This is a genomic window from Ruegeria sp. BG5 (assembly GCF_056538425.1).
The window spans coordinates 57209-81680 of sequence record NZ_JBQFTC010000009.1; the positions used below are offsets into that span (position 1 = coordinate 57209).

At 60.3% G+C, this 24472-nt stretch carries 27 protein-coding genes; 11 read left to right on the top strand and 16 right to left on the bottom strand.

Features of this window, described 5'->3' with window-relative positions; genetic code table 11:
- Position 1: 1 nt before the first annotated feature.
- Positions 2 to 733: a TVP38/TMEM64 family protein gene (locus ACR0KX_RS19635; RefSeq protein ID WP_170456167.1), complete on the bottom strand. Its 732-nt coding sequence runs from the start codon at positions 731 to 733 to the stop codon at positions 2 to 4.
- Between the two features lie 296 nt (positions 734 to 1029).
- Between ACR0KX_RS19635 and rpmH the strand changes: the two genes are divergently transcribed.
- The 3 genes from rpmH to yidD are packed head-to-tail and all read left to right on the top strand — an operon-like array spanning position 1030 to position 1854.
- On the top strand, positions 1030 to 1164 hold the full coding sequence (rpmH, locus tag ACR0KX_RS19640) for a 50S ribosomal protein L34 (protein ID WP_005980833.1): 135 nt from the start codon (positions 1030 to 1032) through the stop codon (positions 1162 to 1164).
- A gap of 25 nt (positions 1165 to 1189) precedes the next feature.
- Positions 1190 to 1615, top strand: a complete 426-nt coding sequence (gene rnpA / locus ACR0KX_RS19645; RefSeq protein ID WP_170624821.1) for a ribonuclease P protein component — start codon at positions 1190 to 1192, stop codon at positions 1613 to 1615.
- Positions 1612 to 1854 (top strand): membrane protein insertion efficiency factor YidD, encoded by a 243-nt coding sequence (gene yidD / locus ACR0KX_RS19650; protein ID WP_480708722.1) that lies wholly within the window; start codon positions 1612 to 1614, stop codon positions 1852 to 1854. The genes rnpA and yidD overlap by 4 nt, the downstream gene beginning before the upstream one ends.
- On the opposite strand, the gene ACR0KX_RS19655 is transcribed toward yidD, so the two are convergent.
- Positions 1851 to 2786, bottom strand: coding sequence for an alpha/beta hydrolase (locus ACR0KX_RS19655; protein ID WP_170456086.1), 936 nt, complete (start codon positions 2784 to 2786; stop codon positions 1851 to 1853). The two genes, yidD and ACR0KX_RS19655, sit on opposite strands and share 4 nt — an antisense overlap.
- Before the next feature lie 110 nt (positions 2787 to 2896).
- Here ACR0KX_RS19655 and ttcA point away from each other — a divergent pair, with 110 nt between their 5' ends.
- The 8 genes from ttcA to ACR0KX_RS19695 all read left to right on the top strand — a co-directional run bounded on the left by ttcA (position 2897) and on the right by ACR0KX_RS19695 (position 10847).
- Positions 2897 to 3790: a tRNA 2-thiocytidine(32) synthetase TtcA gene (gene ttcA / locus ACR0KX_RS19660; RefSeq protein WP_170456088.1), complete on the top strand. Its 894-nt coding sequence runs from the start codon at positions 2897 to 2899 to the stop codon at positions 3788 to 3790.
- A 64-nt stretch (positions 3791 to 3854) separates the two neighbouring features.
- Positions 3855 to 5387 carry a bifunctional diguanylate cyclase/phosphodiesterase gene (locus ACR0KX_RS19665; protein ID WP_170624822.1) on the top strand — a complete coding sequence of 511 codons (1533 nt, stop codon included), beginning with the start codon at positions 3855 to 3857 and terminating at the stop codon, positions 5385 to 5387.
- A 123-nt stretch (positions 5388 to 5510) separates the two neighbouring features.
- Entirely contained in the window at positions 5511 to 7340 is a 1830-nt protein-coding gene (gene yidC / locus ACR0KX_RS19670) for a membrane protein insertase YidC (protein WP_170456091.1), read from the top strand.
- Positions 7337 to 8074 (top strand): MOSC domain-containing protein, encoded by a 738-nt coding sequence (locus ACR0KX_RS19675; RefSeq protein ID WP_480708723.1) that lies wholly within the window; start codon positions 7337 to 7339, stop codon positions 8072 to 8074. Before yidC ends, ACR0KX_RS19675 begins: the two co-directional genes overlap by 4 nt.
- Complete coding sequence (gene yihA, locus ACR0KX_RS19680; protein WP_170456095.1) at positions 8071 to 8724, top strand: ribosome biogenesis GTP-binding protein YihA/YsxC; 654 nt, start codon at positions 8071 to 8073, stop codon at positions 8722 to 8724. The genes ACR0KX_RS19675 and yihA overlap by 4 nt, the downstream gene beginning before the upstream one ends.
- 59 nt (positions 8725 to 8783) lie before the next feature.
- A complete protein-coding gene (gene argB, locus ACR0KX_RS19685) occupies positions 8784 to 9647 on the top strand; it encodes an acetylglutamate kinase (protein ID WP_170624825.1) in 864 nt (287 codons plus the stop codon).
- 19 nt (positions 9648 to 9666) lie between these two features.
- The gene (locus ACR0KX_RS19690) at positions 9667 to 10353 is read left to right on the top strand and encodes a ferredoxin (protein ID WP_480708724.1); all 687 of its coding nucleotides are present in this window, start codon (positions 9667 to 9669) and stop codon (positions 10351 to 10353) included.
- Positions 10350 to 10847 carry a histidine phosphatase family protein gene (locus tag ACR0KX_RS19695; RefSeq protein ID WP_170624826.1) on the top strand — a complete coding sequence of 166 codons (498 nt, stop codon included), beginning with the start codon at positions 10350 to 10352 and terminating at the stop codon, positions 10845 to 10847. The genes ACR0KX_RS19690 and ACR0KX_RS19695 overlap by 4 nt, the downstream gene beginning before the upstream one ends.
- Positions 10848 to 10891: 44 nt before the next feature.
- Here the strand turns inward: ACR0KX_RS19695 and ACR0KX_RS19700 are convergent, their stop codons facing one another.
- The 14 genes from ACR0KX_RS19700 to rpsM all read right to left on the bottom strand — a co-directional run bounded on the left by ACR0KX_RS19700 (position 10892) and on the right by rpsM (position 24368).
- Positions 10892 to 11683 carry an amino acid ABC transporter ATP-binding protein gene (locus tag ACR0KX_RS19700; RefSeq protein WP_480583087.1) on the bottom strand — a complete coding sequence of 264 codons (792 nt, stop codon included), beginning with the start codon at positions 11681 to 11683 and terminating at the stop codon, positions 10892 to 10894.
- Positions 11684 to 11695: 12 nt separating this feature from the next.
- Positions 11696 to 12994 (bottom strand): amino acid ABC transporter permease, encoded by a 1299-nt coding sequence (locus tag ACR0KX_RS19705; RefSeq protein ID WP_480708725.1) that lies wholly within the window; start codon positions 12992 to 12994, stop codon positions 11696 to 11698.
- Positions 12995 to 12997: 3 nt separating this feature from the next.
- Positions 12998 to 14230: an amino acid ABC transporter permease gene (locus ACR0KX_RS19710; protein ID WP_480708726.1), complete on the bottom strand. Its 1233-nt coding sequence runs from the start codon at positions 14228 to 14230 to the stop codon at positions 12998 to 13000.
- 126 nt (positions 14231 to 14356) lie between these two features.
- Positions 14357 to 15373: an amino acid ABC transporter substrate-binding protein gene (locus ACR0KX_RS19715; protein WP_170456105.1), complete on the bottom strand. Its 1017-nt coding sequence runs from the start codon at positions 15371 to 15373 to the stop codon at positions 14357 to 14359.
- A 206-nt stretch (positions 15374 to 15579) separates the two neighbouring features.
- Positions 15580 to 16287, bottom strand: a complete 708-nt coding sequence (locus ACR0KX_RS19720) for an ATP12 family protein (RefSeq protein WP_170456107.1) — start codon at positions 16285 to 16287, stop codon at positions 15580 to 15582.
- Between the two features lie 3 nt (positions 16288 to 16290).
- Positions 16291 to 16962: an HAD-IA family hydrolase gene (locus ACR0KX_RS19725; RefSeq protein WP_170624829.1), complete on the bottom strand. Its 672-nt coding sequence runs from the start codon at positions 16960 to 16962 to the stop codon at positions 16291 to 16293.
- On the bottom strand, positions 16959 to 18002 hold the full coding sequence (locus tag ACR0KX_RS19730) for an RluA family pseudouridine synthase (protein ID WP_170624830.1): 1044 nt from the start codon (positions 18000 to 18002) through the stop codon (positions 16959 to 16961). The genes ACR0KX_RS19725 and ACR0KX_RS19730 overlap by 4 nt, the downstream gene beginning before the upstream one ends.
- A 117-nt stretch (positions 18003 to 18119) precedes the next feature.
- Complete coding sequence (locus ACR0KX_RS19735; RefSeq protein WP_480708727.1) at positions 18120 to 18926, bottom strand: crotonase/enoyl-CoA hydratase family protein; 807 nt, start codon at positions 18924 to 18926, stop codon at positions 18120 to 18122.
- Between the two features lie 95 nt (positions 18927 to 19021).
- Positions 19022 to 20335, bottom strand: a complete 1314-nt coding sequence (locus ACR0KX_RS19740) for a replication-associated recombination protein A (RefSeq protein ID WP_170624832.1) — start codon at positions 20333 to 20335, stop codon at positions 19022 to 19024.
- 4 nt (positions 20336 to 20339) lie between these two features.
- Positions 20340 to 21725: a trypsin-like peptidase domain-containing protein gene (locus tag ACR0KX_RS19745; RefSeq protein ID WP_480708736.1), complete on the bottom strand. Its 1386-nt coding sequence runs from the start codon at positions 21723 to 21725 to the stop codon at positions 20340 to 20342.
- Between the two features lie 142 nt (positions 21726 to 21867).
- Positions 21868 to 22287 carry a 50S ribosomal protein L17 gene (gene rplQ, locus ACR0KX_RS19750; RefSeq protein WP_170334079.1) on the bottom strand — a complete coding sequence of 140 codons (420 nt, stop codon included), beginning with the start codon at positions 22285 to 22287 and terminating at the stop codon, positions 21868 to 21870.
- Positions 22288 to 22462: 175 nt separating this feature from the next.
- Complete coding sequence (locus ACR0KX_RS19755) at positions 22463 to 23479, bottom strand: DNA-directed RNA polymerase subunit alpha (RefSeq protein ID WP_170377644.1); 1017 nt, start codon at positions 23477 to 23479, stop codon at positions 22463 to 22465.
- Positions 23480 to 23594: 115 nt separating this feature from the next.
- Complete coding sequence (gene rpsK, locus ACR0KX_RS19760; protein ID WP_008757289.1) at positions 23595 to 23984, bottom strand: 30S ribosomal protein S11; 390 nt, start codon at positions 23982 to 23984, stop codon at positions 23595 to 23597.
- A 15-nt stretch (positions 23985 to 23999) separates the two neighbouring features.
- On the bottom strand, positions 24000 to 24368 hold the full coding sequence (gene rpsM, locus ACR0KX_RS19765) for a 30S ribosomal protein S13 (RefSeq protein WP_170456119.1): 369 nt from the start codon (positions 24366 to 24368) through the stop codon (positions 24000 to 24002).
- Positions 24369 to 24472: the final 104 nt, after the last annotated feature.

The following is a 24472-nucleotide window of genomic DNA, read 5'->3' on the forward strand; positions in this document are numbered from 1 at the left end:
GTCAGGCGTCCTTTTTGCCACGCAGGGCTTTGATTACAATCGGCAGAGCAGCCAGCACACACAGACCAATGATAGGCCCGATCACAAATGGCTCCCACAACAGGGACACGTCTGGGGTTTCACCCCGGTCGAACACCCCGCCCAGCCCGACGCCGATCCAAGTGTAGACAATGCCGCCCGGAATGATGCCCAGCGCGGTTGTGATCAGGAAGTTGCGGAACTTCACGCCGACCAGCGCGGGCACCAGATTGGCGACAAAGAAGGGAACGACCGGAACCAGCCGCAACAGGAACAGGACCGAGATCTCATTCTCACGTAGCCCGTCTTTCAGCTTTTTGACCGTACCTTCCGAGGATTCCAGCCGCGCCGTCAGCGACTCGCCCAATCCCCACCGCGCAGCCAGGAAGATGGCAGATGCGCCAACGGTCGCGGCAAAAACGTTGAATAACGTGCCCGCGAACAGACCGAACAGGAACCCGCCGGTCATGGATGCCACAGCAGCGCCGGGCAGCGAGAATGCAACGATCACGATGTAGATCGCCACAAAAGCGGCCGCCATTGCCCAGTAATTTGCATCGCGCCAGGCCAGCAACGCCTCGCGATTGTCGCGCAGGGTCTCGAAGCTCAGGTAATCGCCAAGCGTAAAAAACCCGACCGCAGCAGCGGCAAGGATAACAAGCAAGGGGATATGACGCGCAATTCCGCTGCGCGGCGCCTGGGTCGTTTCGCTCATCTGGCCATCCGGCTTTGTCTGTTTCATTCCTGACCCAACATGCGCTGCCCGACGGCCAAGCAACAGGGCCCTCACGCGGCCTTGAACTATGTGGCAGGGAATGTGAGGGTTTCGGGCGCAAAACCCGGAATTTGAAACCTTTTCCGGGGCCGGGATACAGAATTGTTGCAAAAGGCGTCAAAACCCCGGTCTTGGGGTTTGACTTACCCCCCGCTTAGCAGTAGAGGACGGGCTTCGAACACTAGGGCCAGGCGAATCCGCGCCGCACCCGACCGCTATAGATTGGAGACGGAGCGATGAAACGCACCTATCAGCCTTCGAACCTGGTTCGCAAACGCCGCCACGGTTTCCGCGCGCGCATGGCCACCAAGGCCGGCCGCAAGATCCTGAACGCACGCCGCGCACGCGGTCGCAAATCGCTGAGCGCATAAGCCGCTCACCGATCAGGTTATGAACATGACGCCGCCGGAGGCCCCTGAGGATGGTAGAAACCACCCCCGGGAAACGCCCCCGGCGGCGTCCGTTTGCGCGCCTGTATCCCTGACGGTTCTCAAAACCCGATCGGATTTCCTGAAAGCGGCACGCGCGCGCCGACAGGGCACGTCGTCGATGATGGTGCAGGCCCGCAAGCGCGCACCTGACGAAGCCCCGGGGCTGCGCGTTGGGTTCACCTGTTCCAAGAAAGTGGGCAACGCTGTTGCACGCAACCGCGCCAAACGGCGCTTGCGCGAGGCTGCAAGGGCCGTTTTGCCACAACATGGACAGGACGGGTGGGATTACGTTCTGATCGGCCGCGCCAATGTCACGGCAGATCGCCCATTCGCGGCGTTGCTGGATGATCTGCGATACGCGCTGCGCAAAATACATGCGCCGCGCAAGTGACCTTTCTCTCCCATATCATCGCGCTGCCAATCCGGGCATACCGGCTGATCTTCAGCCCATGGGTCGGATTCAACTGCCGCTATCAACCGACCTGCTCGGCCTATGCGCTGGAAGCGCTTGAAAAGCATGGCCCGATCAAAGGCGCATTGCTCGCCGCGCGTCGCATTGGCCGGTGCCACCCCTGGGGCGGCGATGGCTATGACCCGGTGCCCGAAAAGACCACCAAACCGCCCGACTAGAACAGCGCCAGATTGCCCCGGTCAGTGAACTTTCGGGTCGGAATGACTTCGCGGTCCAGTTTGCCCGTCAATGTGTGGTGCAGGTCTTCATAGAACCGCGACGAATCGAAGTACCAGCTATGGGTGGCCGATGGGCCGTCCGGATAGTCATCGCGATTGTCTTTGAAATACGCGCCGCAATACAGGTTCACGGCCTTTTCCGGATGATCGTCCGGCATGCCGACACGCCCCAGCCTGCGCGACACGCCGACCCGTTTGACCTCGGACACCGACAGCACCTCATCAAAGGGGCTGTAATAGCATGTCAGCCGTGTGCAGTGGCGCATCAGGGACGAGGTTTTGGAACTGCCATCCCGGAACGACTTTGCCGACACATCCGCCGCGACAAAGGCAATCTGGCTGGTCATCCAGCTGTGTTGCGCGATTTCGTGGTCATCATCGGCAAAATCCATCGCCTCGCGCACCAGAAACGTGCCCATGGAATGGGCCAACACATGAATGTTGTATCGGCAATCCGCCGTCTGCATGCGCGACAGACGTCTGATCCCATGGGTAAACAGCTTGTCTGCCGAGCGCCGCGCGTCGGCCCGGTCTGAACTGTAACCCAGCACCGACCCGTCGCTGGGCCAGTCAAAGCTGACAAGCGCGCCTTTGAAGCCATGCGCCTCCAGCCCCTTGCGGATTTTCCGGTGCCGCTCCAGCATCTCGAACTGCTCGGTGTTGAAGCCGTGCACAAAGATGACGATGTTGCCCTTTTCATCATCCGTGGCACCGGCCTCGTCCTGAACTTTTCCGACCCATTGCGACACCGGAACTTCGTGTTTTCGGGCCGGTGTCTTTACGTTCGACGGAATCGCCAAATACCGCGCCGTGCCCAGTTTGTTCGAATAGTGATCTCCGCTGCGCCCGCGGACCGAGAAAAAATAGTCCATTACTAGCTCCAACTCCAAATCCCGCGAAGATAGCATAATCGGGGTGGTTTCCCAAACCGGCGAACGCGCAACACCTTGCCCGGACCAACGGTCCGCTGTAACCACGGCCCATGTTTGATGATGCAGACGATATCCACCCGCTCTTCGCCGGCGCGCCCTCGACCACCGAGTTCAAGAAGCTGCGCAAGCGCATCGTGCGCCAGACGCGCGAAGCGATCGAGCAGTATGGCATGGTGGACCCGACCGCCCATGACAAGAACGGCAAGCCGCCCCGCTGGCTGGTCTGCCTGTCTGGCGGCAAGGACAGCTATACCCTGCTGGCGGTTCTGTATGAGCTGAAATGGCGCGGCCTGCTGCCCGTGGATCTGCTGGCCTGCAATCTGGATCAGGGCCAGCCCGGCTTTCCCGCCACCGTCCTGCCCGAGTTTCTGGAGCGTATGGGCGTGCCCCATCGGATCGAGTATCAGGACACCTATTCCGTCGTCATGGACAAGGTCCCGCAGGGCCGCACCTATTGCGCGCTATGCTCGCGCCTGCGCCGCGGCAACCTGTACCGCATTGCCCGCGAAGAGGGATGCTCGGCCGTGGTGCTGGGCCATCATCGCGACGATATTCTTGAGACCTTCTTCATGAACCTGTTCCACGGTGGGCGTTTGGCCACCATGCCGCCGAAACTGGTGAATGAAGAAGGTGACCTGTTCGTCTATCGTCCCCTCGCCCATGTGGCCGAGGCGGATTGCGAGAAATTCGCCAACGCCATGCGTTACCCGATCATCCCCTGCGATCTGTGCGGCAGTCAGGACGGGTTGCAACGCCAGCAGGTCAAACAGATTCTCGACCAATGGGAAAAGAACAGCCCCGGTCGTCGTCAGGTGATGTTTCGCGCCCTGACCAATGCCCGCCCCTCGCATCTTTTGGACCCGAAACTGTTCGATTTCGCCAATCTTGCGCTGAAACCGGACGAAAAAGCCGAAAATTCGGATGAAATTCCTCGGTTGCGTTAACGACTGACTCAGACTGATTTCCTACGGTTGGCCCGTGCGATCACTGCCAGGGGCCAAAAGACCGATGCGGAACCGACCTTCACTTGACCGTCTGGCGCGTAGCCTGACGTCCCTTCTGAACAGCTCTTCCGCTTTGGCATTTGTCCCCGCTCTCAGCCTTGGTGCGTTCTGGATCGGGGGTGAGCGTGCTTTGGTTGCAACAGCACTTGGCCTTCCGCTGCTGATCGCTGGGGCCAGCACGCTTGAGGCGAAAGCCGGGCGCGGGCAACACTCGGGCGGTCTGCTGGCCAATGATCGGTTCGACATTGAACTGAGCGGGATATTTGATCGTTCAAAACAAAGCGGCGATGTGTCGGCCTGCCTTGCCATCGCGCTGGATGACCACACGCAGATCCTTGATCTGCACGGGCAGGCAGCGGCCAACCATATCATGGAACAGGTCTGCGCGCGCGTCCTGTCGATGATCCGTGGCCAGGATATTGCAACACGTCTGGGCGAAAACAAGATCCTGATCGCCCTGCGCCCGTCGCAACATTTGGACCTTGAGGCCTGTATCCAGATGTCAGGGCGCATTCAATCCGCCGTCGAAGACCCTGTCATGCCGAATGGCACAGGTATCTATGCGTCCTGTTCTATCGGCTTCTGCCTGAGTTCGCGAGAGGCGGACGGTGCAGCCGAAAACTGGAAAGAGGCCGCGATCAGTGCCTTGATCGAGGCACAGCAAAACGGCCCCTCAACGATTCGCGCCTTTTCCTCGGATACCCGCCGCCGGTCGCGCATTCGCACCAACCTGCGGAAAGAGTTCGACGCAGCCCTGAATGGCGGCGAAATCCGACCGTGGTTCCAGCCGCAGGTTTCGACCGATACAGGCCGCGTCACGGGGTTTGAGGCTTTGGCCCGGTGGGAACATCCCCAAAAAGGCGTGCTGGGGCCGCATGTGTTCCTGCCCTTTGCCGAACAGGCCGAATTGATGGAACGCTTTGGTCAGGCCATCCGCCACCACGCCTTTCAGGCCATGCGCGATTGGGATCAGGCCGGGGTCATCGTGCCCCGGATCGGCATCAACTTCTCATCTGACGAGTTGCGCGACGCCGGTTTGATTGACCGCCTCAAATGGGAACTGGACCAATTTGACCTGACACCGGACCGTCTTGCTGTCGAGGTTCTGGAAACCGTGTTTTCCCGCCGACCGGACGATGTGATCACCCGCAATGTCACAGGCCTTGCGGCGCTGGGATGTTGCATTGATCTGGATGATTTCGGCACCGGCCACGCCTCGATCGCGTCGATCAAGCGGTTCCACGTGTCCCGGATCAAGATCGATCGATCCTTTGTCGCGAAATCTGATCAGGACCCAAGCCAGCAGCAACTGGCCAGCGCGATCCTGACCATGGCCGAACGGCTGAAAGTGGAAACTCTGGCCGAGGGCGTCGAAACACCGGGTGAACATGCCCTGATGGCACAACTGGGCTGCGATCACGTTCAAGGGTTCGGGATCGGAAAGCCCATGCCGTTTGAAAAAACGCTGGACTGGATTGCCGCACATGGCAACAAGGTCAACGGTGTTCCGAAGATTGGGCGTCAAACAGGGTCATAAGGCGGACTTTAGGCCGATCAGACCCCTGCCGTGACGAAATAACAACCGATTCCGCTTGACCTTTGGGCCTGCACTCTGTTGAACCCTGCGGGTGTCTTTCACTGCTCAAGGTGGCTGTCCCAGATGGACGATCAGAACAAGAATCTCATCCTCGCAACCGCGCTCAGCTTTCTCGTGATCCTGGTCTGGTTCGTGCTGTTCCCCCCGCCGGAACCCACACCTGCCACCGATCAGACCGAGATCGCCGCCACCCAAGAGTCCGAGATTCAGACACCCAGCGCGACTGCGACCGGTGCTGTGGGCGAGGCGACCGCCGCCACCGAAGAGACACTGCCCGAAGAACAGGCCCCGCGGGTCGCGATTGACACCCCGCGCCTGAAAGGCAGCCTGTCGCTGTCGGGCGGGCGCATCGATGAGCTGTTCCTGAAAGACTACAAGGTTTCCATCGAAGACGGCGCGCCCATTGTCGAGTTGCTGGCCCCGGTGGGATCAGACTCGGCCTATTACGCGCTTTATGGCTGGGCTCCGGGCTCGGGCGTGAGCGGCACGGATGTCCCCGGCCCCAACACCCTCTGGACGCTTGAGCAGGGCGAGACATTGGGCGTGGACACTCCGATCACGCTGGCCTGGGACAATGGCAACGGCCTGACCTTCCGCCGCACCGTCTCGGTCGACGAAAACTACATGTTCTCGGTGACCCAATCGGTTGAAAACACCACCGCAGCCGAGGTCAGCATGGCCCCCTATGGCATTCTGGCGCGGCACGGCATTGGCGAAGATGGCGACCTTCCCGGCCTCAAGAACTTCTTCATCCTGCACGAAGGCGTCATGGTCATGGCCGACGGCGTTCTGGATGAAATCGACTATGGCGATGTGCGGGACTTCGACATCGACCCCAACGAGCGCGCGCAGGCCGAGGTGTTTCAGGTCAAGGAAGGCGGTTGGGTCGGATTTACCGATCACTATTGGATGACCACGCTGATCCCGGCAGAAGGCGCAACGTTCAAGGCAGCCGCCAAATACGACGCCCGCCGCAAGATCTACCAAACCGAAACCGTGCTACCCACCCTGACCGTCGCGCCTGGCGCGACCGAGCAGGTGACGACGCAGCTGTTTGCCGGTGCCAAGGAATGGGACACCATTCGCGAATATCAGGCGGAAGGCGTGCAGAAGTTCATCGACAGCATCGATTGGGGCTGGTTCTACTTCCTGACCAAGCCGATCTTCTGGCTGCTGCACAACATCAATGTGCTGATCGGCAATATGGGTTGGTCGATCATCGGTCTGACCCTGATCATCAAGGCGATCCTGTTCCCGCTTGCGTTCAAATCCTACGTCTCGATGGCGAAGATGAAGGAATTGCAGCCGCAGATGGAGGCCCTGAAAGAGGCCGCTGGCGACGACCGTCAGAAGATGCAGCAGGGCATGATGGAACTGTACAAAAAGGAAAAGGTAAACCCGGCTGCGGGCTGTCTGCCGATCCTGATGCAGATCCCGATCTTCTTCTCGCTGTATAAAGTGATCTTTGTCACCATCGAACTGCGTCAGGCCCCATGGTTCGGCCCGTTCCAGGACCTGAGCGCACCGGACCCGACCTCGATCTTCAACTTCTTCGGCTTGCTGCCCTGGGCGGGACCTGCACCCGAAAGTTTCATGGCGCTGATCTTCATCGGTATCCTGCCGCTGCTGTTGGGTATCTCGATGTGGCTGCAGCAAAAGCTGAACCCGGCCCCAACCGATCCGACGCAGGCGATGATCTTCGCGTGGATGCCATGGGTCTTTATGTTCATGCTGGGCGGGTTTGCCAGCGGGCTGGTGGTCTACTGGATTGCGAACAACACAATCACCTTCACCCAGCAATATCTGATCATGCGCAGTCAGGGCTACAAACCTGACGTGTTCGGCAACATCAAGTCCGGCTTCAAGCGGACGCCCAAGACGGACGGAAAATGAGCGGGACAGTCTCAGCCCTTTGGCGGCACCCGATCAAAAGCCATGGGCGTGAAGCCCTGGATCAGGTCACAGTAATCCCCGGGCAGACCATGCCCGGGGATCGCGTTTGGGCCGTCGCGCACGAGGCGGCGCAGACCGATGGCACCAAATGGGCGCCTTGCGTCAATTTCAGCCGTGGTTCAAAGGCACCCAAGCTGATGGCGATCTCGGCCCGGATGGAAGGGGACCGCGTCACCTTGCATCACCCCGAACGCCCGGATCTGAGCTTCGCGCCCGATACGCAGCAGGATGTGTTTCTGGACTGGGTCAAGCCGCTGATGCCTGCGGATCGCGCAGCTTCGGCCCGGATTGTCCGGGTACCGGGGCGCGGCATGACCGACAGCGACTACCCCTCGATCAGCCTGTGCAATATGGCCTCGCATCGCGCGGTCGAACAGAAACTGGGCCGCGAACTTTCGCCCAAGCGCTGGCGCGGCAATATCTGGTTCGAGGGCCTGCCCCTGTGGGAAGAATTCGACTGGCTGGGTCGCGACGTGCAGGTCGGTCAGGCCGTATTCCACATTCGCGAACGCATCACCCGCTGTCTGGCGACAACAGCCAATCCCGAAACGGGTGAGCGGGACGCAGATACCCTGGGCGCGCTCAACAGTTGGGATCATCAGGATTTCGGCGTCTATGCCGAGGTCATTCAGGGCGGCGAGATCCGCCTTGACGATAAGGTTAACCTGCTATGACATCGCTGCCCTTCCCGCTTGCCGAAGACCCGGACGAGTTCGCGCAAGAGCGTGGGCGCAAGCTGTTCGCCGGGCCTTCGGAATTCGTCAAAGGGGTTGTGGCCATGAACGGTCTGCCCGCCCCCGACCGGCTTGAGGTCTGTTTTGCCGGGCGCTCTAACGTGGGCAAGTCCAGCCTGATCAACGCGTTGACCGGCACCAAGGGTCTGGCGCGCGCGTCGAACACGCCGGGCCGCACGCAGGAAATCAACTTTTTCACCCAAGGCCCGGAACTGTATCTGGTGGACCTGCCCGGCTATGGCTACGCCAACGCGCCGGTCAAGGTGGTGGAGAAATGGCAACGGCTGCTCAAGCAATATCTAAGCGGCCGACAGACCCTGCGCCGCGCCTTTGTGCTGATCGATTCGCGCCATGGGGTGAAGCCCGTCGACGCCGAGATCATGAAGCTGCTGGACACCAGCGCCGTGACCTTTCAATGCGTCATGACCAAGGCCGACAAGGTCAAAGCGAATGATCGCCAGAAGGTTCTGGATCAAGTGCGCGCTGCGCTGTCCAAACACCCTGCGGCCTTCCCTGAAATCGTGCTGACTTCGTCCGAGAAAGGCGACGGAATTCCCACCCTGCGCTCGATCATTGCGCATCTGGAATAGCTTGGCCCTTGGCAGCGCCGTGCAAACCTCCTAACACGGAACGCCAGAGGGACTTAGCCATGAAGACACGTGACATGAACCGGGATTGGATCGCCACCGCCGCCACCTTGAACAGTGCCCTGCCCTATCTGCAGCGCTATGACGGGGCCATCGTCGTCATCAAGCTGGGCGGTCACGCCATGGGCAGTGACGAAGCGATGGAAAGCTTTGCCCGCGACGTGGTTCTGATGCGGCAGGTGGGTGTGAACCCGGTGATCGTGCATGGCGGCGGACCGATGATCAACGCGATGTTGAGTCAGTTGGACATCCAGTCCGAATTCGTGAACGGCAAGCGCGTCACTGACAAACCCACTGTTGAGGTGGTCGAGATGGTGCTGTCCGGCCTTGTGAACAAACGCATCGTGCAGGCGATCAACGGTCAGGGTGGCAGTGCCGTGGGGCTCTCCGGAAAGGATGCCAACCTGATTGTCTGCGATCAGGCCGATCCGTCGCTTGGGTTTGTCGGATCGCCGTCCGAGATGAACCCGAAAATTCTGCACGATCTGTTCTCACATGATGTGATTCCGGTGATTGCACCTCTGGGTGCGGGCAAGAATGGCGAAACCTTTAACATCAACGGCGACACCGCAGCCGGGGCGATTGCATCGGCGTTGAAAGCGGATCGCCTGCTGCTGCTCACCGATGTATCCGGTGTGAAAAACGCAGGTGGTGAGGTTGTGACCGAGTTGAAAGCCGGTCAAATCCGCGAGATGACGATGGACGGCACCATTGCGGGCGGCATGATCCCCAAGACCGAAACGGCGCTGGACGCGCTGCACAGCGGCGTGCGGGCCGTGGTCATTCTGGACGGGCGCGCACCCAATGCGGTCCTGCTGGAGCTGTTCACCGAGCACGGCGCAGGTTCGCTGATCCGGCCCGACTGATCCAATCTGCGGAGGAGAGATGACCGGATATCCCCCACCCTCCTCTTACATGGCCGCAATCAGCTTTGGCTGGGTGGGGCGCGTTGCGCATCAAGCGGGTCTGATCGTCATGGGTGCGACCCATCCACGGGTCAGCGGCGCCAAAGGGCTGGACGGGGGGACTCTGGTCTTACTCGGGGCGGGTTCGGCTTTTTGGCCGGTTTTAAAAGCGTCTCCCGAATGGAAGGGTCCTGATCCGGTGGACCGTTGGTCCAGGCGTGTCATCGGCGGGATGGCACAGTCACTGGGCGCAGAGGCCCATTTCCCATTCGGCGGACCGCCTTACGCCCCATTCATCGACTGGGCGCTGAAATCCGGACGCACCTTCAGCAGCCCGGTTGGCGCGTTGGTTCATGACACGGTCGGCATGATGATCTCGTACCGTGGCGCGCTGCATTTTGCGCAGGAGTTCGACATCCCCGAGGTCAACGCCGCCTCGCCCTGCCTTGCCTGCCCAGCCCCCTGCACGACGGCCTGCCCGGTCGGGGCGCTGAATGCCGAAGCCTTTTACAGCGTCGATGCCTGCCACGACCATCTGAATACGCCCGAGGGGCAAAGCTGCATGACCGGCGGATGCCTTGCCCGGCTGGCCTGCCCACTTAGCAGAGGCGCGGGCCGCGCCCCGGAACAGTCCGCCCACCATATGAAAGCGTTCCACCCGTCATGACCCGCACCCTGATCCTGACCCGTCACGCAAAATCCAGTTGGGATTATCCAGCGCTTGACGATCACGACCGCCCACTGAACAAGCGCGGGCGCAAGTCGGCCCCGGCGATTGCCGGATGGCTGCGCGAAAACCGGTGGCTGCCGGATGAGGTCATCAGCTCCACCTCAGCCCGGACCCGCGAGACGTGGGACAGGATGGGCCTGTCGGCTGAAACGGTCGGCTTTACCCGCGCCCTTTATCATGCCGGGCCAGACGAGATGCTGGCCGTTCTGTCAGGCGCAATAGGGGAAACGGTGCTGATGCTGGGGCACAATCCGGGCATCGCGGATTTCGCGCAGCACGTCGTGCGGCACGGCCCAGATCACGCCAGGTTCTACGATTACCCCACCTGTGCGACAGCGGTTATCCGGTTCAACATCACAAACTGGGCAGACGTAACATGGCGCAGCGGGGCGGTATTGGGATTCAGCATTCCGCGCGAGTTGCTGGAATAGAAAAAGGCGGGGCAAAACCCCGCCTTTCCAAAATCTGATCCGGTTCAGTGCCCCAGAATCTGGCTGAGGAACAGCTTGGTCCGCTCGCTCTGCGGATTGTTGAAGAATTCTTCCGGTTCGTTCTGTTCCACGATCTGACCGGCATCCATAAAGATCACGCGGTTGGCGACCTGACGGGCAAAGCCCATCTCGTGGGTCACACACAGCATGGTCATGCCTTCCTCGGCCAGTTCGATCATGGTGTCGAGCACCTCTTTGATCATCTCCGGGTCCAACGCCGAGGTCGGTTCATCGAACAACATGATCCGCGGCATCATGCATAGGCTTCGCGCAATCGCCACACGCTGCTGCTGACCACCGGACAGCATACCGGGATACTTGTCGGCCTGTTCCGGAATCTTCACCTTTTCGAGGAAATGCATCGCACGCTCTTCGGCCTCTTTCTTGGGCGTCTTGCGCACCCAGATCGGGGCCAGCGTGCAGTTTTCCAGAATGGTCAGGTGTGGGAACAGGTTGAAGTGCTGGAACACCATGCCAACCTCGGACCGGATCTTGTCGATGTTTTTCAGGTCATTCGACAGCTCGATCCCGTCCACCACGATCTTGCCCTGCTGGTGTTCTTCCAGCGCGTTCAGGCAGCGGATCAGGGTGGACTTACCCGACCCCGACGGCCCCGCGATCACGATCCGCTCGCCCTGATTGACGGTCAGATTGATATCGCGCAGCACGTGGAAGGATCCGTACCACTTGTTCATGTTGTTGATTTCGATGGCGACCTCGTCGCTCACCTGCATTTTCGAGCGGTCGATTTCGCGTTCTACTGCAAGTTCAGACATGTGTTGAACTCCTTAACGATGATCCGTGGCAAGGCGACGTTCGAGCCACTGGGAATATTGAGAGATGCCGTAACAGACGACGAAGAACAGAAGCGCGGCAAAGCCCAGAAGCTCCCAATAGACGCCGTTCCATTCGGTCGACGCCAGGATGGGACCCCGGATCATGCCCACCAGATCGAACATCGAAATGACCGAAACCAGTGTGGTGTCCTTGAACAGGCCCACGGCCACGTTCACGATCCCGGGGATCGAGATCTTCAGAGCCTGCGGCAGGATGATCAGCCGCATCGCCTGCGGGTAATCAAGGCCCAAGCTGTCTGCTGCCTCGTACTGTCCACGCGGAAGCGCGGCCAGACCGCCGCGGATCACCTCGGCGATATAGGCGGCCGAGAACATGGTGATCATGATCACAACGCGCAGGAACAGGTCGACCGTGCTGTCAGGCGGGAAGAAATAGGCCAGCATCACCGAAGCCACGAACAGCAGCGTGATCAAAGGCACGCCACGGATGAATTCGATGAAGATAACGCAGACCCACTTGATCAGCGGCATGTTGGACTGACGGCCCAGCGCCAGGGCAATGCCCAGCGGCACCGACAGCGACACACAGGTCACGCCCAGCATCATGTTCAGCATGAAGCCACCCAGGTCACGGCTGGGAACAGCCGAAAGCCAGGCGTTTTCTGACGCACCTTCCGGGATCAGCGCCCCGCCGACATTCCATATGATCAGCGCTACGACAATCGCGCCGAAGAACCCGGCGGCAAAGCTGTTTTTGCCCAGTTTCTGGAAAACGGCACCTGCTGCCACACAGCCCACCAGCGCAACCAGTGGCGCAAGGATCGTGCCCCCCCAGATCAGCCAGAAAGCGATGAACGGGTACAGGCCGGTAAAGATCAGCAACTTACGCGGCAGATCGAAGAACAGCACCGGAGCAAACGCCATCAGCATCAGCACAAAGGCCAGATTCGGGCGCCAGTAAGCTTCGGCTGGGTATTTGAATCCATAGATCAGCTGCGGCCAGCGTTCAGTCAGAACAGCGAAACAAGCGCCAGTCTTACCCGCCAGAATCTCACGGCATTCCGCCAGCGAGTTTGCGTTCCAAACCCCGTTGAAGATCCACGGCAACGTGTTCTTCAGCAGCAGATAGATCAGGATCAGCGACAGCACTGTCAAGATTGTGTTTGCGACGCCCGAGAACAGATTCTCGCGCAACCATTTGATTGCACCAACCTGGTTGGCCGGAGGCGGCGAGGGTGGGATTGTCCCGTCAGCCACAAAGGCGATCGGATTTGTTGATTGATCGGCCATGGCTCAGCGCTCCTTCAACTTGACGGATGCGTTGTAGATGTTCATCACCATCGAGATCGTCAGCGACGCCGTCAGATAGAACAGCATCAGCAGCAGAACACATTCGATCGCGCGACCGGTCTGGTTCAGCGTGATTCCACCCAAGGTCGCGGTGATATCTGCATACCCCACGGCAATGGCCAGCGACGAGTTCTTGGTGATGTTGAGGTACTGCGAAATCAGCGGCGGGATGATCACCCGCAACGCCTGAGGCAGAACCACCAGGTTCATGATCCGACCCGGACGCAGGCCAAGGGCCGCAGCGGCCTCGGTCTGACCTTTCGAGATCGCCTGAATACCCGCCCGCACGTTTTCAGCGATAAAGGCACCAGTGTAGATCGACAGCGCGAACCACAGGGCGATCAGCGGGCCACCGACCTTGATACCACCGCTGAAGTTGAAACCCTTCAACTCGGGGATGTCCCATGTCAGGCCCATCAGAACCATCAGAACGACAAGCGGACCAAGCCAGACGGCCAGTTTCACCATGAATGTCTGCGGGCGTTCACCGGTCTGTTCTTGTTTCAGGGCGGCACGCTTTTCGATTTCATGCGCGGCGAACCACGATCCGACCAGACCGGCGATCACCAGCAGCCAGTTCAGAATTGCCGCACCAAACAGCCCGTTGGTGAATTCAGGCCGCGGGATATAGACACCCCGGTTGGTGAATGCGAACGCATCGAACAGCATGGTCGAAGACGGGTCTTCGCCCCGGAACGCCCGTGGCCCCGGCAGCACGGCCGTCATGATCGTAAAGATGATGATGATCCAGATCAGAACCGGGATGTTCCGGAAGATCTCGACATAAACCGCCATCAGTTTCGACACGAGCCAGTTGTTGGACAGCCGCAGAACCCCCGCGATCACTCCAAATATGGTGGCCGTGATACAGGCCAGAACAGCAACCAGAAGCGTATTGAGAATACCAACAATCGCCGCGCGTCCGTGCGAGGATTGGCTGTCATATTCTATCAGTCGCTGGTTGATGTCATACCCGGCTGAGTCGCCAAGAAAGGTATAAGAAATATTGAGCCCTGCGGCTCGAAGATTCTGGATCAGGTTATTGCCAAGATACCAGATGGATAGCGCAATAACGATGGCCGCAATCACCTGAAAGGTCAGCGATCTGTAGCGGGTATCGTTTATGAGCATAGACAACCGAAAATCAGCTTTCGGTGGGTCAGTCATAGTCGACATGTTTTGGGATCCCCGTAGCTTGTGGACTGTTTTTACCCCGGCGAGGTTGTCCCCGCTCCGTTTCTGTCCACAGCAGTTATAGTAGAAGAGGGCGCAGGTTGCCCTGCGCCCTCTCCCGTTGATGACTTAGCGGAACGGCGGCGAGTACAGCAGGCCGCCTTCGGTCCACTGAGCGTTAAGGCCGCGTGCCAGACCGATCGGAGTTTCTTCACCGATGTTTTTGGCAAACACTTCGCCGTAGTTACCACCGGCTTTGATCGCCTTAGCAGCCCAGTCAGCGTCCAGACCCAGCATTTCGCCCAGGGTACCTTCGGTGCCCAGCAGACGGTTCACTTCCGGGTTGTCAGTGCCGCTCGACAGTTCGTCGATATTGGCCGAGGTCACCCCCAGTTCTTCAGCCGAGATTAGCGCGTTCAGGGTCCAGCGGACAACATCGCCCCACTCGTGATCGCCGTGACGGACCAACGGGCCCAGCGGCTCTTTCGAGATGATTTCGGGCAGCAGGACGTGATCACCGGGATTTTCGAACGTAGCACGTGTCGCGGCCAGGCCCGAAGCGTCGGTGGTGTAAACGTCACATGCGCCAGCCAGATACTGCTGCTGCGCTTCTGCGTTGGTTTCGATCGGAACCGGCTCGTAGCTGATGTTGTTGGCACGGAAGAAATCGGCCAGGTTCAGCTCGGTGGTGGTGCCAGTTTGGATGCAGACAGTTGCGCCGTCCAGTTCCTTGGCCGAGCTGACGCCCAGTGCCTTTGGAACCATAAAGCCCTGACCGTCATAGTAGTTCACACCGGTGAATTCGAACTTCAGGTCAACGTCACGGCTGAAGGTCCAGGTGGTGTTCCGGGCCAGCATGTCGATTTCGCCAGACGCCAGCGCGGTAAAGCGAGTCTTGCCGGTGGTCGGAACGAATTCAACAGCGTTCGCATCGCCTAGAACAGCAGCAGCTACAGCACGGCATAGCGAAACGTCAAAGCCCTGCCATTCACCATTCGCGTCGGGTGCCGCAAAGCCAACCAGACCGGTGGTCACACCACAGTTCAGAGTCCCACGCGCCTTGACGTCGTCAATGGTACCCGCCACTGCTGCGCTTGCGGCCAGACCGGCAACTGTTGCCGCGCCCAAGATTACGGATTTTTTCATTTTTACCTCTTCCTGATTTTCCGCCCTTTGAAAGGCGGCTCTGTCCGGCAAGTGGATGCCGGTAAGGTTACCCCAAAGGTGTCTCCCCTTTAGTGGGCATGAGTTTGGGCGCAATCATAAACAAACGTCAAGGGCCGGATCAGTGAAAACGATGGATCTGGCCCGCTGGTTCATGCACTTACGCCCAAAAATCAGGTTGTGACGGATCAAACTGACAGGTCGAAGAACCTCTTGGCGTGCAGAAAGGCGGCTTTCTTTACCTCACTGGCTGCATGGGCCTCGTCGTCGTGGCCCCATTGCTCGATTTGCCAGTCCTCATCCAGACGCGAAATGCGCCATATCTCGTCCGGATTGCGCCAGTTCATGGCCGCAGCAAAGCCCAGGACCAAGGACCCGGACAGGCTGACCAGATCGTGGAACGCCGCCAGCTGGAACGCATCCATGTCATGCACGCGGGCGCGCAGATGCTGCAACGCCTCTGGCGATTGCGGCTTGTGCAGGACACCCGCGACGGGGATCAACCGGGCTGACAAATGTTCAGCGGCCCAGTCCAGCGCCGGGTCCCATTCCGTGGCCTGACGCATCTGCAGCTCTTGCGGGTGCGTGGCGCGGTAGCACAGTAGATCAGAGTCGCCGTAATCCGCCAGCATATCCGCCACTTCGCCGTGCTGAATGCGCACCTTGTCGATGGCGGCATTGGCCGAGCGGGTGAAGGGCATGGTGGCAGGGTCCACCTCTTTTTCCTGTGCCTCCCATTCGGCAGCCACGGCCTGAGCCATCGCATGTGTCGGCAGGATCAACGCCGCTTTGGCCGGGGTCTTGACCCGGCGACCATCCAATTCGACCGTGTGGCCACCCTCGGCCTCGACGACGGTGCTGTTTGTCCAGAAGCGTTTCGGTTTCCAATCGCTCATGTCTCAGGTCCAAATCGTGTCCAGCGCGCGGGGCAACTGGTCGAAGGTTTCGATCATACAGGTGGCAGAGGTCAGCGCTGATGAATCGTGATAACCCCAGGACACACCGATCCCGGCAACTCCGGCAGCGGCGGCCATGTCCATGTCATAGCTGGTATCCCCGATCATCACCGCGTTCGCCGCCTCGACCCCGGTTTCCGCCAATGCGGTCTGCACCATCGAAGGGTGCGGTTTTGACGGGTGATGATCGGCCACCTGCCGGGTCACAAAGTAACGCTCCAGCCCATGCGCCTCGATCAATGCATCCAGACCGCGCTGAGACTTGCCGGTTGCGACACCCAAAAGGATTTCGGGCACCGCATGCAGGGCTTCAATCGCCGCACGCGCACCGGGATACAGCGGCGAACTGGCGGCACCCAGGTCCAGCCGGTGGGCGTGAAAGGCTTGCTTGTAGCCCTCGACCAATTGCGCCTGCACCGCGTCGGGCTGATCCGGCGCCAGCCGCGCAATGGCCTGTGGCAGGGACAGGCCGACAATCGACAGAATCGCCTCTCGGGGCGGGACAACAATCGAAGTCGCCTGAAAACTGGCGGTCATGCAATGGACGATGCTGCCCTGACTGTCGACCAGAGTGCCATCGACATCGAACAGAACCAGCCGCAGGGGTGCGCTCATTGCAGCTCCTCAAACGGGTCGTCGGCGGCAAGATCTTCGGTCCAGCCGAACGTGTCCCAACTGTGCTTCATATGCTCAGGCAGGGGCGCTTCGATGGTGATCGGTTTGCGCGTCATCGGGTGCTGAAAAGACGCGCGCCGTGCGTGCAGGTGCAGCTTTTTGCTGATGATCCCGCCCAGCTGCGCACCCCAGCCATCGCCGAGGTTTTCCTGACCCGATCCGCCGTATTTCCCATCCCCGATGATCGGATGCCCAATCGCGGCCATATGGGCGCGCAGTTGGTGGGTCCGGCCAGTGATCGGCTCCATTGCCACCCAGGCGGCGCGCCCCGCCACACGGTAGAGCGTTGCGTAATGCGTATGGGCGCGTTTTGCACCCGGCGTGCTGTCGATGTCGCCCATATGCACCGGGATCATCTTCTCGCCCTCGCCCTGCTTGCCATGGCCTGCGGCCTTGACCAGACCGGTCTTGATCTCTCCCAGATAAGGCGTGGGCACACCTGCGACCAAGGCCCAATAGATCTTGCGCGTGTCGCGGTGCCGGAAGGCGGCGGTCAGCCCTTTGGCGGCCTCGCGCGTCCGCGCCAGCAGCAGAACACCGGATGTGTCCTTGTCCAGACGATGCACCAGACGCGGGTTTTCGTCATAGCCAAAGCGCAACGCTTCGGACAGGCTGTCCACATGACGTGTCTGGCCGCTGCCGCCCTGCACCGGCAGGCCATGCGGTTTGTTCAGTGCCAGAACATGATCGTCGCGGTAAATCACGCAGGACTGGATCATCTTCGCATCCGCGTCGGACACGCTCCGCTTGACCTCGGCTGGTTTGTGATCCGCGTCGGGTAAGGGTGGCACGCGCACGACCTGCCCCACCTCTAACCGGGTCGAGGCTTTGGCCCGGCTGCCATCCACGCGCAACTCGCCCTTGCGGCACATCTTTTCGATGCGCCCCTGGCTGACATGCGGGAACAGGCGGCGCAGCCAGCGGTCCACACGCTGGTCGCCGTCGCCGTCTGCGACCGTAATCATCTGTACGCCACTCATGCCATTGCCCCTTGCGCCGTGCGGCTGACCCGCCCGGATTGCGCTATTGCCAGTGTCCTAGAAAACATGCGCGTCTGTCGCCCGCAACGGCGCAAGAGTCAAGCAATCAGCGGCCCGTCAGATGTTCCGGAAATCCCCGTGCCGCCCGGCGCCGTCGCGGAACCGCCCCGCGCCTGCGGTGCCTTCGCGGCGGATCGCTTCCAGCCCGTTGGCCCATTCGAGCTTCAGCCCGTCGCGCACAGACATCCCGCGCGTTTCGATGATCGAGCGTCGGTCGGCCCTTACAGCCTCTTGCGGGAAACGGGCGATGTCGTGGGCCATGGCCTCGGCAGCGGCCCGCGCCTCGCCATGGGGTACAACCTTTTCGGCCAGCCCGATGCGATAGCATTCCTCGGCCTCGACCTTGCGCCCGGTCAGCGCGATTTCCAGCGCCTTGCCCTGCCCGACCAGACGCGGCAGGCGGACCGTCCCGCCATCCATCAGGGTCACGCCCCAGCGGCGGCAAAAAACACCTTGATAAGCGGTTTCGGCCATCACTCTGATATCGCACCACAAGGCAAGCTCCATCCCGCCCGCCACGGCGGCCCCCTCAATCGCACCGATCACCGGTTTCGACAGTTCCAGACGCGATGGCCCCATTGGTCCCAATGTCGATGGGGCTGCTCCGATGGGAAATCCGTGTCTCTCGTAATATGCTTCACCCAGTTCCGGATCGGCCAGGGTTGCGGCCATCTTCAGGTCCCACCCGGCGCAGAAATTGCCGCCTTTGCCCCAGAACACCGCCACCTTGGCGTCGCTATGCTCAAACTCCAGAAAGGCATCGGCCAAGGCCTTCGCGTGATTGGCATCCACTGCATTGCGGGCCTCGGGCCGGTCATGAATGACGGTCCAGACATCCTCGGATTTTTCGATTGATACGGGCATGACGCGTCCTCCCTTGCAGTCACTGACCCAAGGGAAACCCGAGTTGCGCCACCTGTCTCCTGTGACGCCACGGCAGCAGCGGACCTGACCCTGCGTTACCCGCTGTTTCGCTGCGACCGCAGCTTGGCAAAGTAATCCAGTCGTTTCTTCAACTCACGCTCGAACCCGCGCTCGACCGGTTGATACAGAACGGGCCGTTTCATCGTCTCGGGAAAGTAGTTCTGGCCTGAAAAACCATCTTCGGCATCATGATCATAAGCGTAACCTGCGCCGTAACCCTGATCCTTCATCAACGACGTCGGCGCATTCAGGATGTGTTTGGGCGGCGGCTCGCTGCCCGATTGCTTGGCCAGCCGCATCGCCGCCTTGTAGCCCACATAGGCCCCGTTCGATTTCGGGGCCAGCGCCAGATAGACCAGCGCCTGCGCCAGCGCCAACTCTCCCTCGGGCGAGCCGAGCCGTTCGTAGGTTTCCCACGACTGCAAACAAATCGCCTGCGCTTGCGGGTCGGCCAGCCCGATATCCTCGACCGCCATACGGGTGATGCGCCGCGCCAGATAGCGCGGGTCCTCGCCGCCGGTCAGCATCCGGGCAAACCAATATAAGGCAGCATCAGGGTCTGAGCCGCGCACCGATTTATGCAGGGCCGAAATCAGGTTGTAATGTTCGTCCCCCGACTTGTCGTACTTGGCCGCGCGGCGCATCAAACGCGTCGACAGCGCATCCGGGTCCAGCGGTGCATCGACCTTCCAGGCAGCCACCTGTTCAATCAGGTTCAACAAGGCACGTCCGTCGCCGTCGGCCATTTCCTGCAACGCATCGCGTGCCGCCGGTGTCAGAGGTAAGGTTTTGCCCAGTTCCTTCTCGGCCCGTTGGGCAAGACGCTCCAGATCGAAAAGGCTCAGACGCTCCAGCACCAACACCTGCGACCGGCTGAGCACAGCGGCGTTCAACTCGAAGGACGGGTTCTCGGTCGTTGCCCCGACCAACAGGATGGTGCCATCCTCCATATGCGGCAGGAACCCGTCCTGCTGGGCTTTGTTGAAGCGATGGATCTCATCCACGAAAAGCAAAGTACCCTGCCCGTTCTGACGTCGGATCTTTGCCGCCTCGAACACCTTCTTCAGGTCCGGAACGCCGGTGAAAATCGCGCTGATCTGAACGAAATGCAGATCGGTTTCCTGCGCCAGAAGTCGAGCGATCGTTGTCTTGCCAACACCCGGCGGCCCCCAGAAAATCAGGCTGGACAGGCTGCCCGAGGCCAGCATGACGCCCAAGGGCGCATCCGGTCCCAACACCTGCTGCTGCCCGATCACCTCGGCCAGCGTTTGCGGGCGCAGCCGATCCGCCAAAGGGCGATGAGGGGCCGGTGCAGGCTCGGTCGCGCCAGTGTCGAACAGGTCGCTCATGACGTTACAGCCGGAACCGCAGTGACAGGGTGCGACCGCCGCGCTGGATCGTCATCTGCACCCGACGGCTGGGATCGGTCAGTGCTTGCACAACGTCGCGCGGTCGTTCAATGGCGGCACCGTTGATCGCGTCCAGAACGTCCCCGGTGCGCAGTCCGGCGCGGGCACCATATGGCCCGGGATCAATGACCACGACCCCGGTCTGCGTCAGGCGCAGCCCCAGCCTTGTGATAACCGCCGGGTTGACCCCTGATACCTTCAATTCGGGCAGCACCGTACGGTCGTCCAGAGTGGTTTCTTCAGCGGCAGGTGTTTCAGGCGCTTTGATCAGGGCCACTTCCACGTCATCGCGATCCTCGCCGCGCAACCGGGTCAGAACCGAGGTTCCACCAACCCCGGCAACGGACATGCGGAATTTCATCTCGGCGGGAGAGTTCACCTCATCCCCGTCCACGTGCGTCACCACATCGCCGACCCTCAGACCGGCCTCGGCCAGTGGGCTAAGGTCATGCAGATCTGAAATCACCACGCCCAATGGGATGGCCAGACCCAGCGACTCGGCGATATCAGCGCTCATATGCTGGCCAGTGATCCCCGCCCAGGGGCTGACGAAACTGTCATTGCCGGCCTGCGCCTGCCGCAGAAACTCGGCCACCAGATTGGCCGGAATGGCAAAGCCGATCCCGTTTGACCCGCCCGAGCGGGTCAGGATCGAGGTATTGATCCCGATCAGATCGCCATTCACATCAATCAGCGCACCGCCCGAATTGCCCGGATTGATCGCCGCGTCGGTCTGAATGAAATACCCCCGCGCATTGCCCGTGGCGGTCCCGGTCCGCGCCAGACCCGAGATGATGCCCGACGACACCGTCTGCCCGACCCCGAACGGGTTACCGATGGCCAGCGCAAGCTCTCCCACCTCAACCTGATCCGAGTCCCGCAGGTTCAGGTAAGGCAGGTCAGACGCATCCTCTAGCCGCAGAATGGCGATGTCGCTTTCCTCATGCCCCAGAACAACCGTCGCCGAAAACTCACGCCGGTCGGTTGTCACCACGCGGATTTCGGTCGCCGAGCCCACAACATGGTAATTCGACACCACATAGCCGTTATCGGACAGGATCACGCCCGAACCCAGCGAGTTTTGCACTCGCGGCTGCGGGGTGCCAAAGCCGCCACCAAAGAAATCCTGAAAGAACGGGTCCGAGAACAACGGGTTGGTGCGCCCCTGCCGGACGATCTTGGCATAGATGTTCACAACCGCCGGGGCGGCTTGTTTGACGACCGGGGCAAAACCCAGACTGATGTCAGCCTGGGACTGCGGAACCCGTGTTTCCGCCGTGGCAAGTGATGCCGACAAAATGGAGAAAGCTAAAACTGTCGCGCGCAGCATTCCGACCTCAATCTTCAGAGACCCGTAGGATATGCGGCCACCGGGCCGGTAATGCAAGCGCGGCATCCGTGACCGCGTTCGGGAAAAAGAAAACCCCCACGTCCGGGACGCAGGGGTCTGACAGTCAGATCGTCGGATCGACTTATTCTTCTGCGGCCTCTTCGGCAGCAACGCGGGCCTTGTCGGCCGCGCCTTTGGCATCGACGTCACGATCAACGAATTCGATGATCGCCATCGGCGCCATGTCACCATAGCGGAAGCCAGCTTTCAGGATGCGGACATAACCGCCCTGACGCTCGGCGTAGCGGGGGCCCAGAACTTCGAACAGCTTGGCGACGTCTTTGTCTTCTTTCAACTGTGCTGCGGCCTGACGGCGGGCGTGCAGGTCGCCGCGCTTGCCCAGAGTGACCAGCTTTTCGATGATCGGGCGCAGTTCTTTTGCCTTGGGCAGAGTTGTTTTGATTTGCTCATGCTCGATGAGCGAGCCAGCCATGTTCGCAAACAGCGCCTTGCGGTGCTCATGAGTACGGTTCAGGCGGCGGTAACCACGTGCGTGACGCATTTTTCAGTTCCTTCTTGCGTTTTGCTTTGTCTGGCACCCGATGCGTGTCAGGCGCTCTCCTTGGGGCATCATTGCCCTTGTTGTCCCCGGTAGTCCGGGCATTTTCGTGGATGGGTGAAATCACCCATCCTACTGGGGTTCGTCATGTAGGATGGGTGCTTGCACCCATCTCACCTCAGAACGCGTCTTCGAATTTCTTCGCCAGATCTTCGATGTTGTCGGGTGGCCAGTCCTCGACATCCATGCCGAGATGCAGACCCATGCCGGACAGCACTTCCTTGATCTCGTTCAGCGACTTGCGGCCGAAGTTCGGGGTGCGCAGCATCTCGGCTTCGGTCTTCTGGATCAGATCGCCGATATAGACGATGTTGTCGTTCTTCAGGCAGTTTGCCGAACGGACCGACAATTCCAGCTCGTCCACTTTCTTCAGCAACAGCGGGTTGAACTCCAGACCGTCGTCCTCGTCCTGGCGGCCAGCCGATTCCGGCTCGTCGAAGTTGACGAAGATCGACAGCTGATCCTGAAGGATGCGCGCAGCATAGGCCAGCGCGTCCTCGGGCGTGATCGACCCGTCGGTTTCGATCTTCAGGGTCAGCTTGTCATAGTCCAGAACCTGACCTTCACGGGTCGGCTGAACGTCATAGGCGACCTTCTTGACCGGCGAATAGATCGCGTCGATCGGGATCAGGCCGATAGGTGCATCTTCGGGCTTGTTCTTCTCAGCCGAAACGTAACCCTTGCCGGTGTTGACGGTCAGTTCCATGAACAGATCGGCGCCATCGTCCAGGTGGCAGATGACGTGGTCGCGGTTCAGAACCTCGATGCCGGCGCTTTCGCTGATGTCGCCAGCGGTGACAACGGCGGGGCCTTTGGCATTGATCGACAGGCGCTTGGGGCCTTCGACTTCCATGCGCAGCGACACGCCTTTGAGGTTCAGGATAATGTCGGTGACGTCTTCACGCACGCCCGCCACGCTCGAGAACTCGTGCAGGACGTTGTCGATCTGAACGCTGGTGATGGCCGCGCCTTGCAGCGAGCTCATCAGAACGCGGCGCAGGGCGTTGCCCAAGGTCAGACCAAAGCCACGCTCCAGCGGTTCAGCAACCAGGGTTGCCTGACGTGCAGGGTCGTTGCCCGGCTTGCCGTCCAGCTGGGTCGGCTTGATCAATTCTGCCCAATTCTTGTGGATCATGTAATCCCTCCATTCCTGTCCGCGCCCCATGACCAACAAGGTGCAGACGCCCGAGGTTCAAAATGACGTGCTGGGGCCGTGCGAAAACACTGGCCCCAGCTCAATTCAAAATCGCTTAGACGCGGCGACGCTTCGGCGGGCGGCAGCCGTTGTGAGCAATCGGCGTCACGTCGCGGATCGACGTGATGTTGAAGCCCACGGCAGCCAGCGCGCGCAGAGCCGATTCACGACCCGAACCGGGGCCCTGAACTTCGACTTCCAGCGTCTTGACGCCATGTTCCTGCGCCTTCTTGCCTGCATCTTCAGCAGCCATCTGAGCGGCGTAGGGGGTCGATTTCCGCGATCCCTTGAAGCCCATGGTACCGGCAGACGACCACGAAATGGCGTTGCCCTGTACGTCCGAGATCAGGATCTTGGTGTTGTTGAAGGTCGAGTTCACATGGGCGACGCCCGATGCGATGTTCTTGCGCTCTTTGCGCTTAACGCGAGTCTTATCACGTGCCATCAGTCAGACCCTCCCTTATTTCTTCTTACCAGCGATGGCCTTTGCGGGGCCTTTGCGGGTACGAGCGTTGGTGTGGGTGCGCTGACCGCGAACCGGCAGGTTGCGGCGGTGACGCAGACCGCGATAGCAGCCCAGGTCCATCAGGCGCTTGACGTTCATCTGAACTTCACGACGCAGATCACCTTCAACGGTGTAGTTTTCGTCGATGTATTCGCGAATTTTCAGAACTTCGGCGTCGGACAGTTCGTTGACGCGACGGGTCGCTTCAATGCCCACGGCTTCGCAGATCGCTTTGGCCGAGGTGTTGCCGATTCCGGTGATATATGTGAGGGCGATAGGTACCCGCTTGGCAGTCGGGATGTTTACGCCGGCAATACGTGCCACGTGTCACTTTCCTTTTTGTTGCGGTTCCGTAACTCCGGAACCTTTTTTCACAACACTTGATCTTGGCAGTGACGCCAGAGGATCCAGCATTATTTCGAGGTAGT

Coding starts and splice junctions, on each gene's coding strand:
- ACR0KX_RS19635 (WP_170456167.1), bottom strand. CDS start 733: ATGAGCGAAACGACCCAGGCGCCGCGCAGCGGAATTGCGCGTCATATC.
- rpmH (WP_005980833.1), top strand. CDS start 1,030: ATGAAACGCACCTATCAGCCTTCGAACCTGGTTCGCAAACGCCGCCAC.
- rnpA (WP_170624821.1), top strand. CDS start 1,190: ATGACGCCGCCGGAGGCCCCTGAGGATGGTAGAAACCACCCCCGGGAA.
- ACR0KX_RS19655 (WP_170456086.1), bottom strand. CDS start 2,786: ATGGACTATTTTTTCTCGGTCCGCGGGCGCAGCGGAGATCACTATTCG.
- ttcA (WP_170456088.1), top strand. CDS start 2,897: ATGTTTGATGATGCAGACGATATCCACCCGCTCTTCGCCGGCGCGCCC.
- ACR0KX_RS19665 (WP_170624822.1), top strand. CDS start 3,855: ATGCGGAACCGACCTTCACTTGACCGTCTGGCGCGTAGCCTGACGTCC.
- yidC (WP_170456091.1), top strand. CDS start 5,511: ATGGACGATCAGAACAAGAATCTCATCCTCGCAACCGCGCTCAGCTTT.
- ACR0KX_RS19675 (WP_480708723.1), top strand. CDS start 7,337: ATGAGCGGGACAGTCTCAGCCCTTTGGCGGCACCCGATCAAAAGCCAT.
- yihA (WP_170456095.1), top strand. CDS start 8,071: ATGACATCGCTGCCCTTCCCGCTTGCCGAAGACCCGGACGAGTTCGCG.
- argB (WP_170624825.1), top strand. CDS start 8,784: ATGAAGACACGTGACATGAACCGGGATTGGATCGCCACCGCCGCCACC.
- ACR0KX_RS19690 (WP_480708724.1), top strand. CDS start 9,667: ATGACCGGATATCCCCCACCCTCCTCTTACATGGCCGCAATCAGCTTT.
- ACR0KX_RS19695 (WP_170624826.1), top strand. CDS start 10,350: ATGACCCGCACCCTGATCCTGACCCGTCACGCAAAATCCAGTTGGGAT.
- ACR0KX_RS19700 (WP_480583087.1), bottom strand. CDS start 11,683: ATGTCTGAACTTGCAGTAGAACGCGAAATCGACCGCTCGAAAATGCAG.
- ACR0KX_RS19705 (WP_480708725.1), bottom strand. CDS start 12,994: ATGGCCGATCAATCAACAAATCCGATCGCCTTTGTGGCTGACGGGACA.
- ACR0KX_RS19710 (WP_480708726.1), bottom strand. CDS start 14,230: ATGTCGACTATGACTGACCCACCGAAAGCTGATTTTCGGTTGTCTATG.
- ACR0KX_RS19715 (WP_170456105.1), bottom strand. CDS start 15,373: ATGAAAAAATCCGTAATCTTGGGCGCGGCAACAGTTGCCGGTCTGGCC.
- ACR0KX_RS19720 (WP_170456107.1), bottom strand. CDS start 16,287: ATGAGCGATTGGAAACCGAAACGCTTCTGGACAAACAGCACCGTCGTC.
- ACR0KX_RS19725 (WP_170624829.1), bottom strand. CDS start 16,962: ATGAGCGCACCCCTGCGGCTGGTTCTGTTCGATGTCGATGGCACTCTG.
- ACR0KX_RS19730 (WP_170624830.1), bottom strand. CDS start 18,002: ATGAGTGGCGTACAGATGATTACGGTCGCAGACGGCGACGGCGACCAG.
- ACR0KX_RS19735 (WP_480708727.1), bottom strand. CDS start 18,926: ATGCCCGTATCAATCGAAAAATCCGAGGATGTCTGGACCGTCATTCAT.
- ACR0KX_RS19740 (WP_170624832.1), bottom strand. CDS start 20,335: ATGAGCGACCTGTTCGACACTGGCGCGACCGAGCCTGCACCGGCCCCT.
- ACR0KX_RS19745 (WP_480708736.1), bottom strand. CDS start 21,725: ATGCTGCGCGCGACAGTTTTAGCTTTCTCCATTTTGTCGGCATCACTT.
- rplQ (WP_170334079.1), bottom strand. CDS start 22,287: ATGCGTCACGCACGTGGTTACCGCCGCCTGAACCGTACTCATGAGCAC.
- ACR0KX_RS19755 (WP_170377644.1), bottom strand. CDS start 23,479: ATGATCCACAAGAATTGGGCAGAATTGATCAAGCCGACCCAGCTGGAC.
- rpsK (WP_008757289.1), bottom strand. CDS start 23,984: ATGGCACGTGATAAGACTCGCGTTAAGCGCAAAGAGCGCAAGAACATC.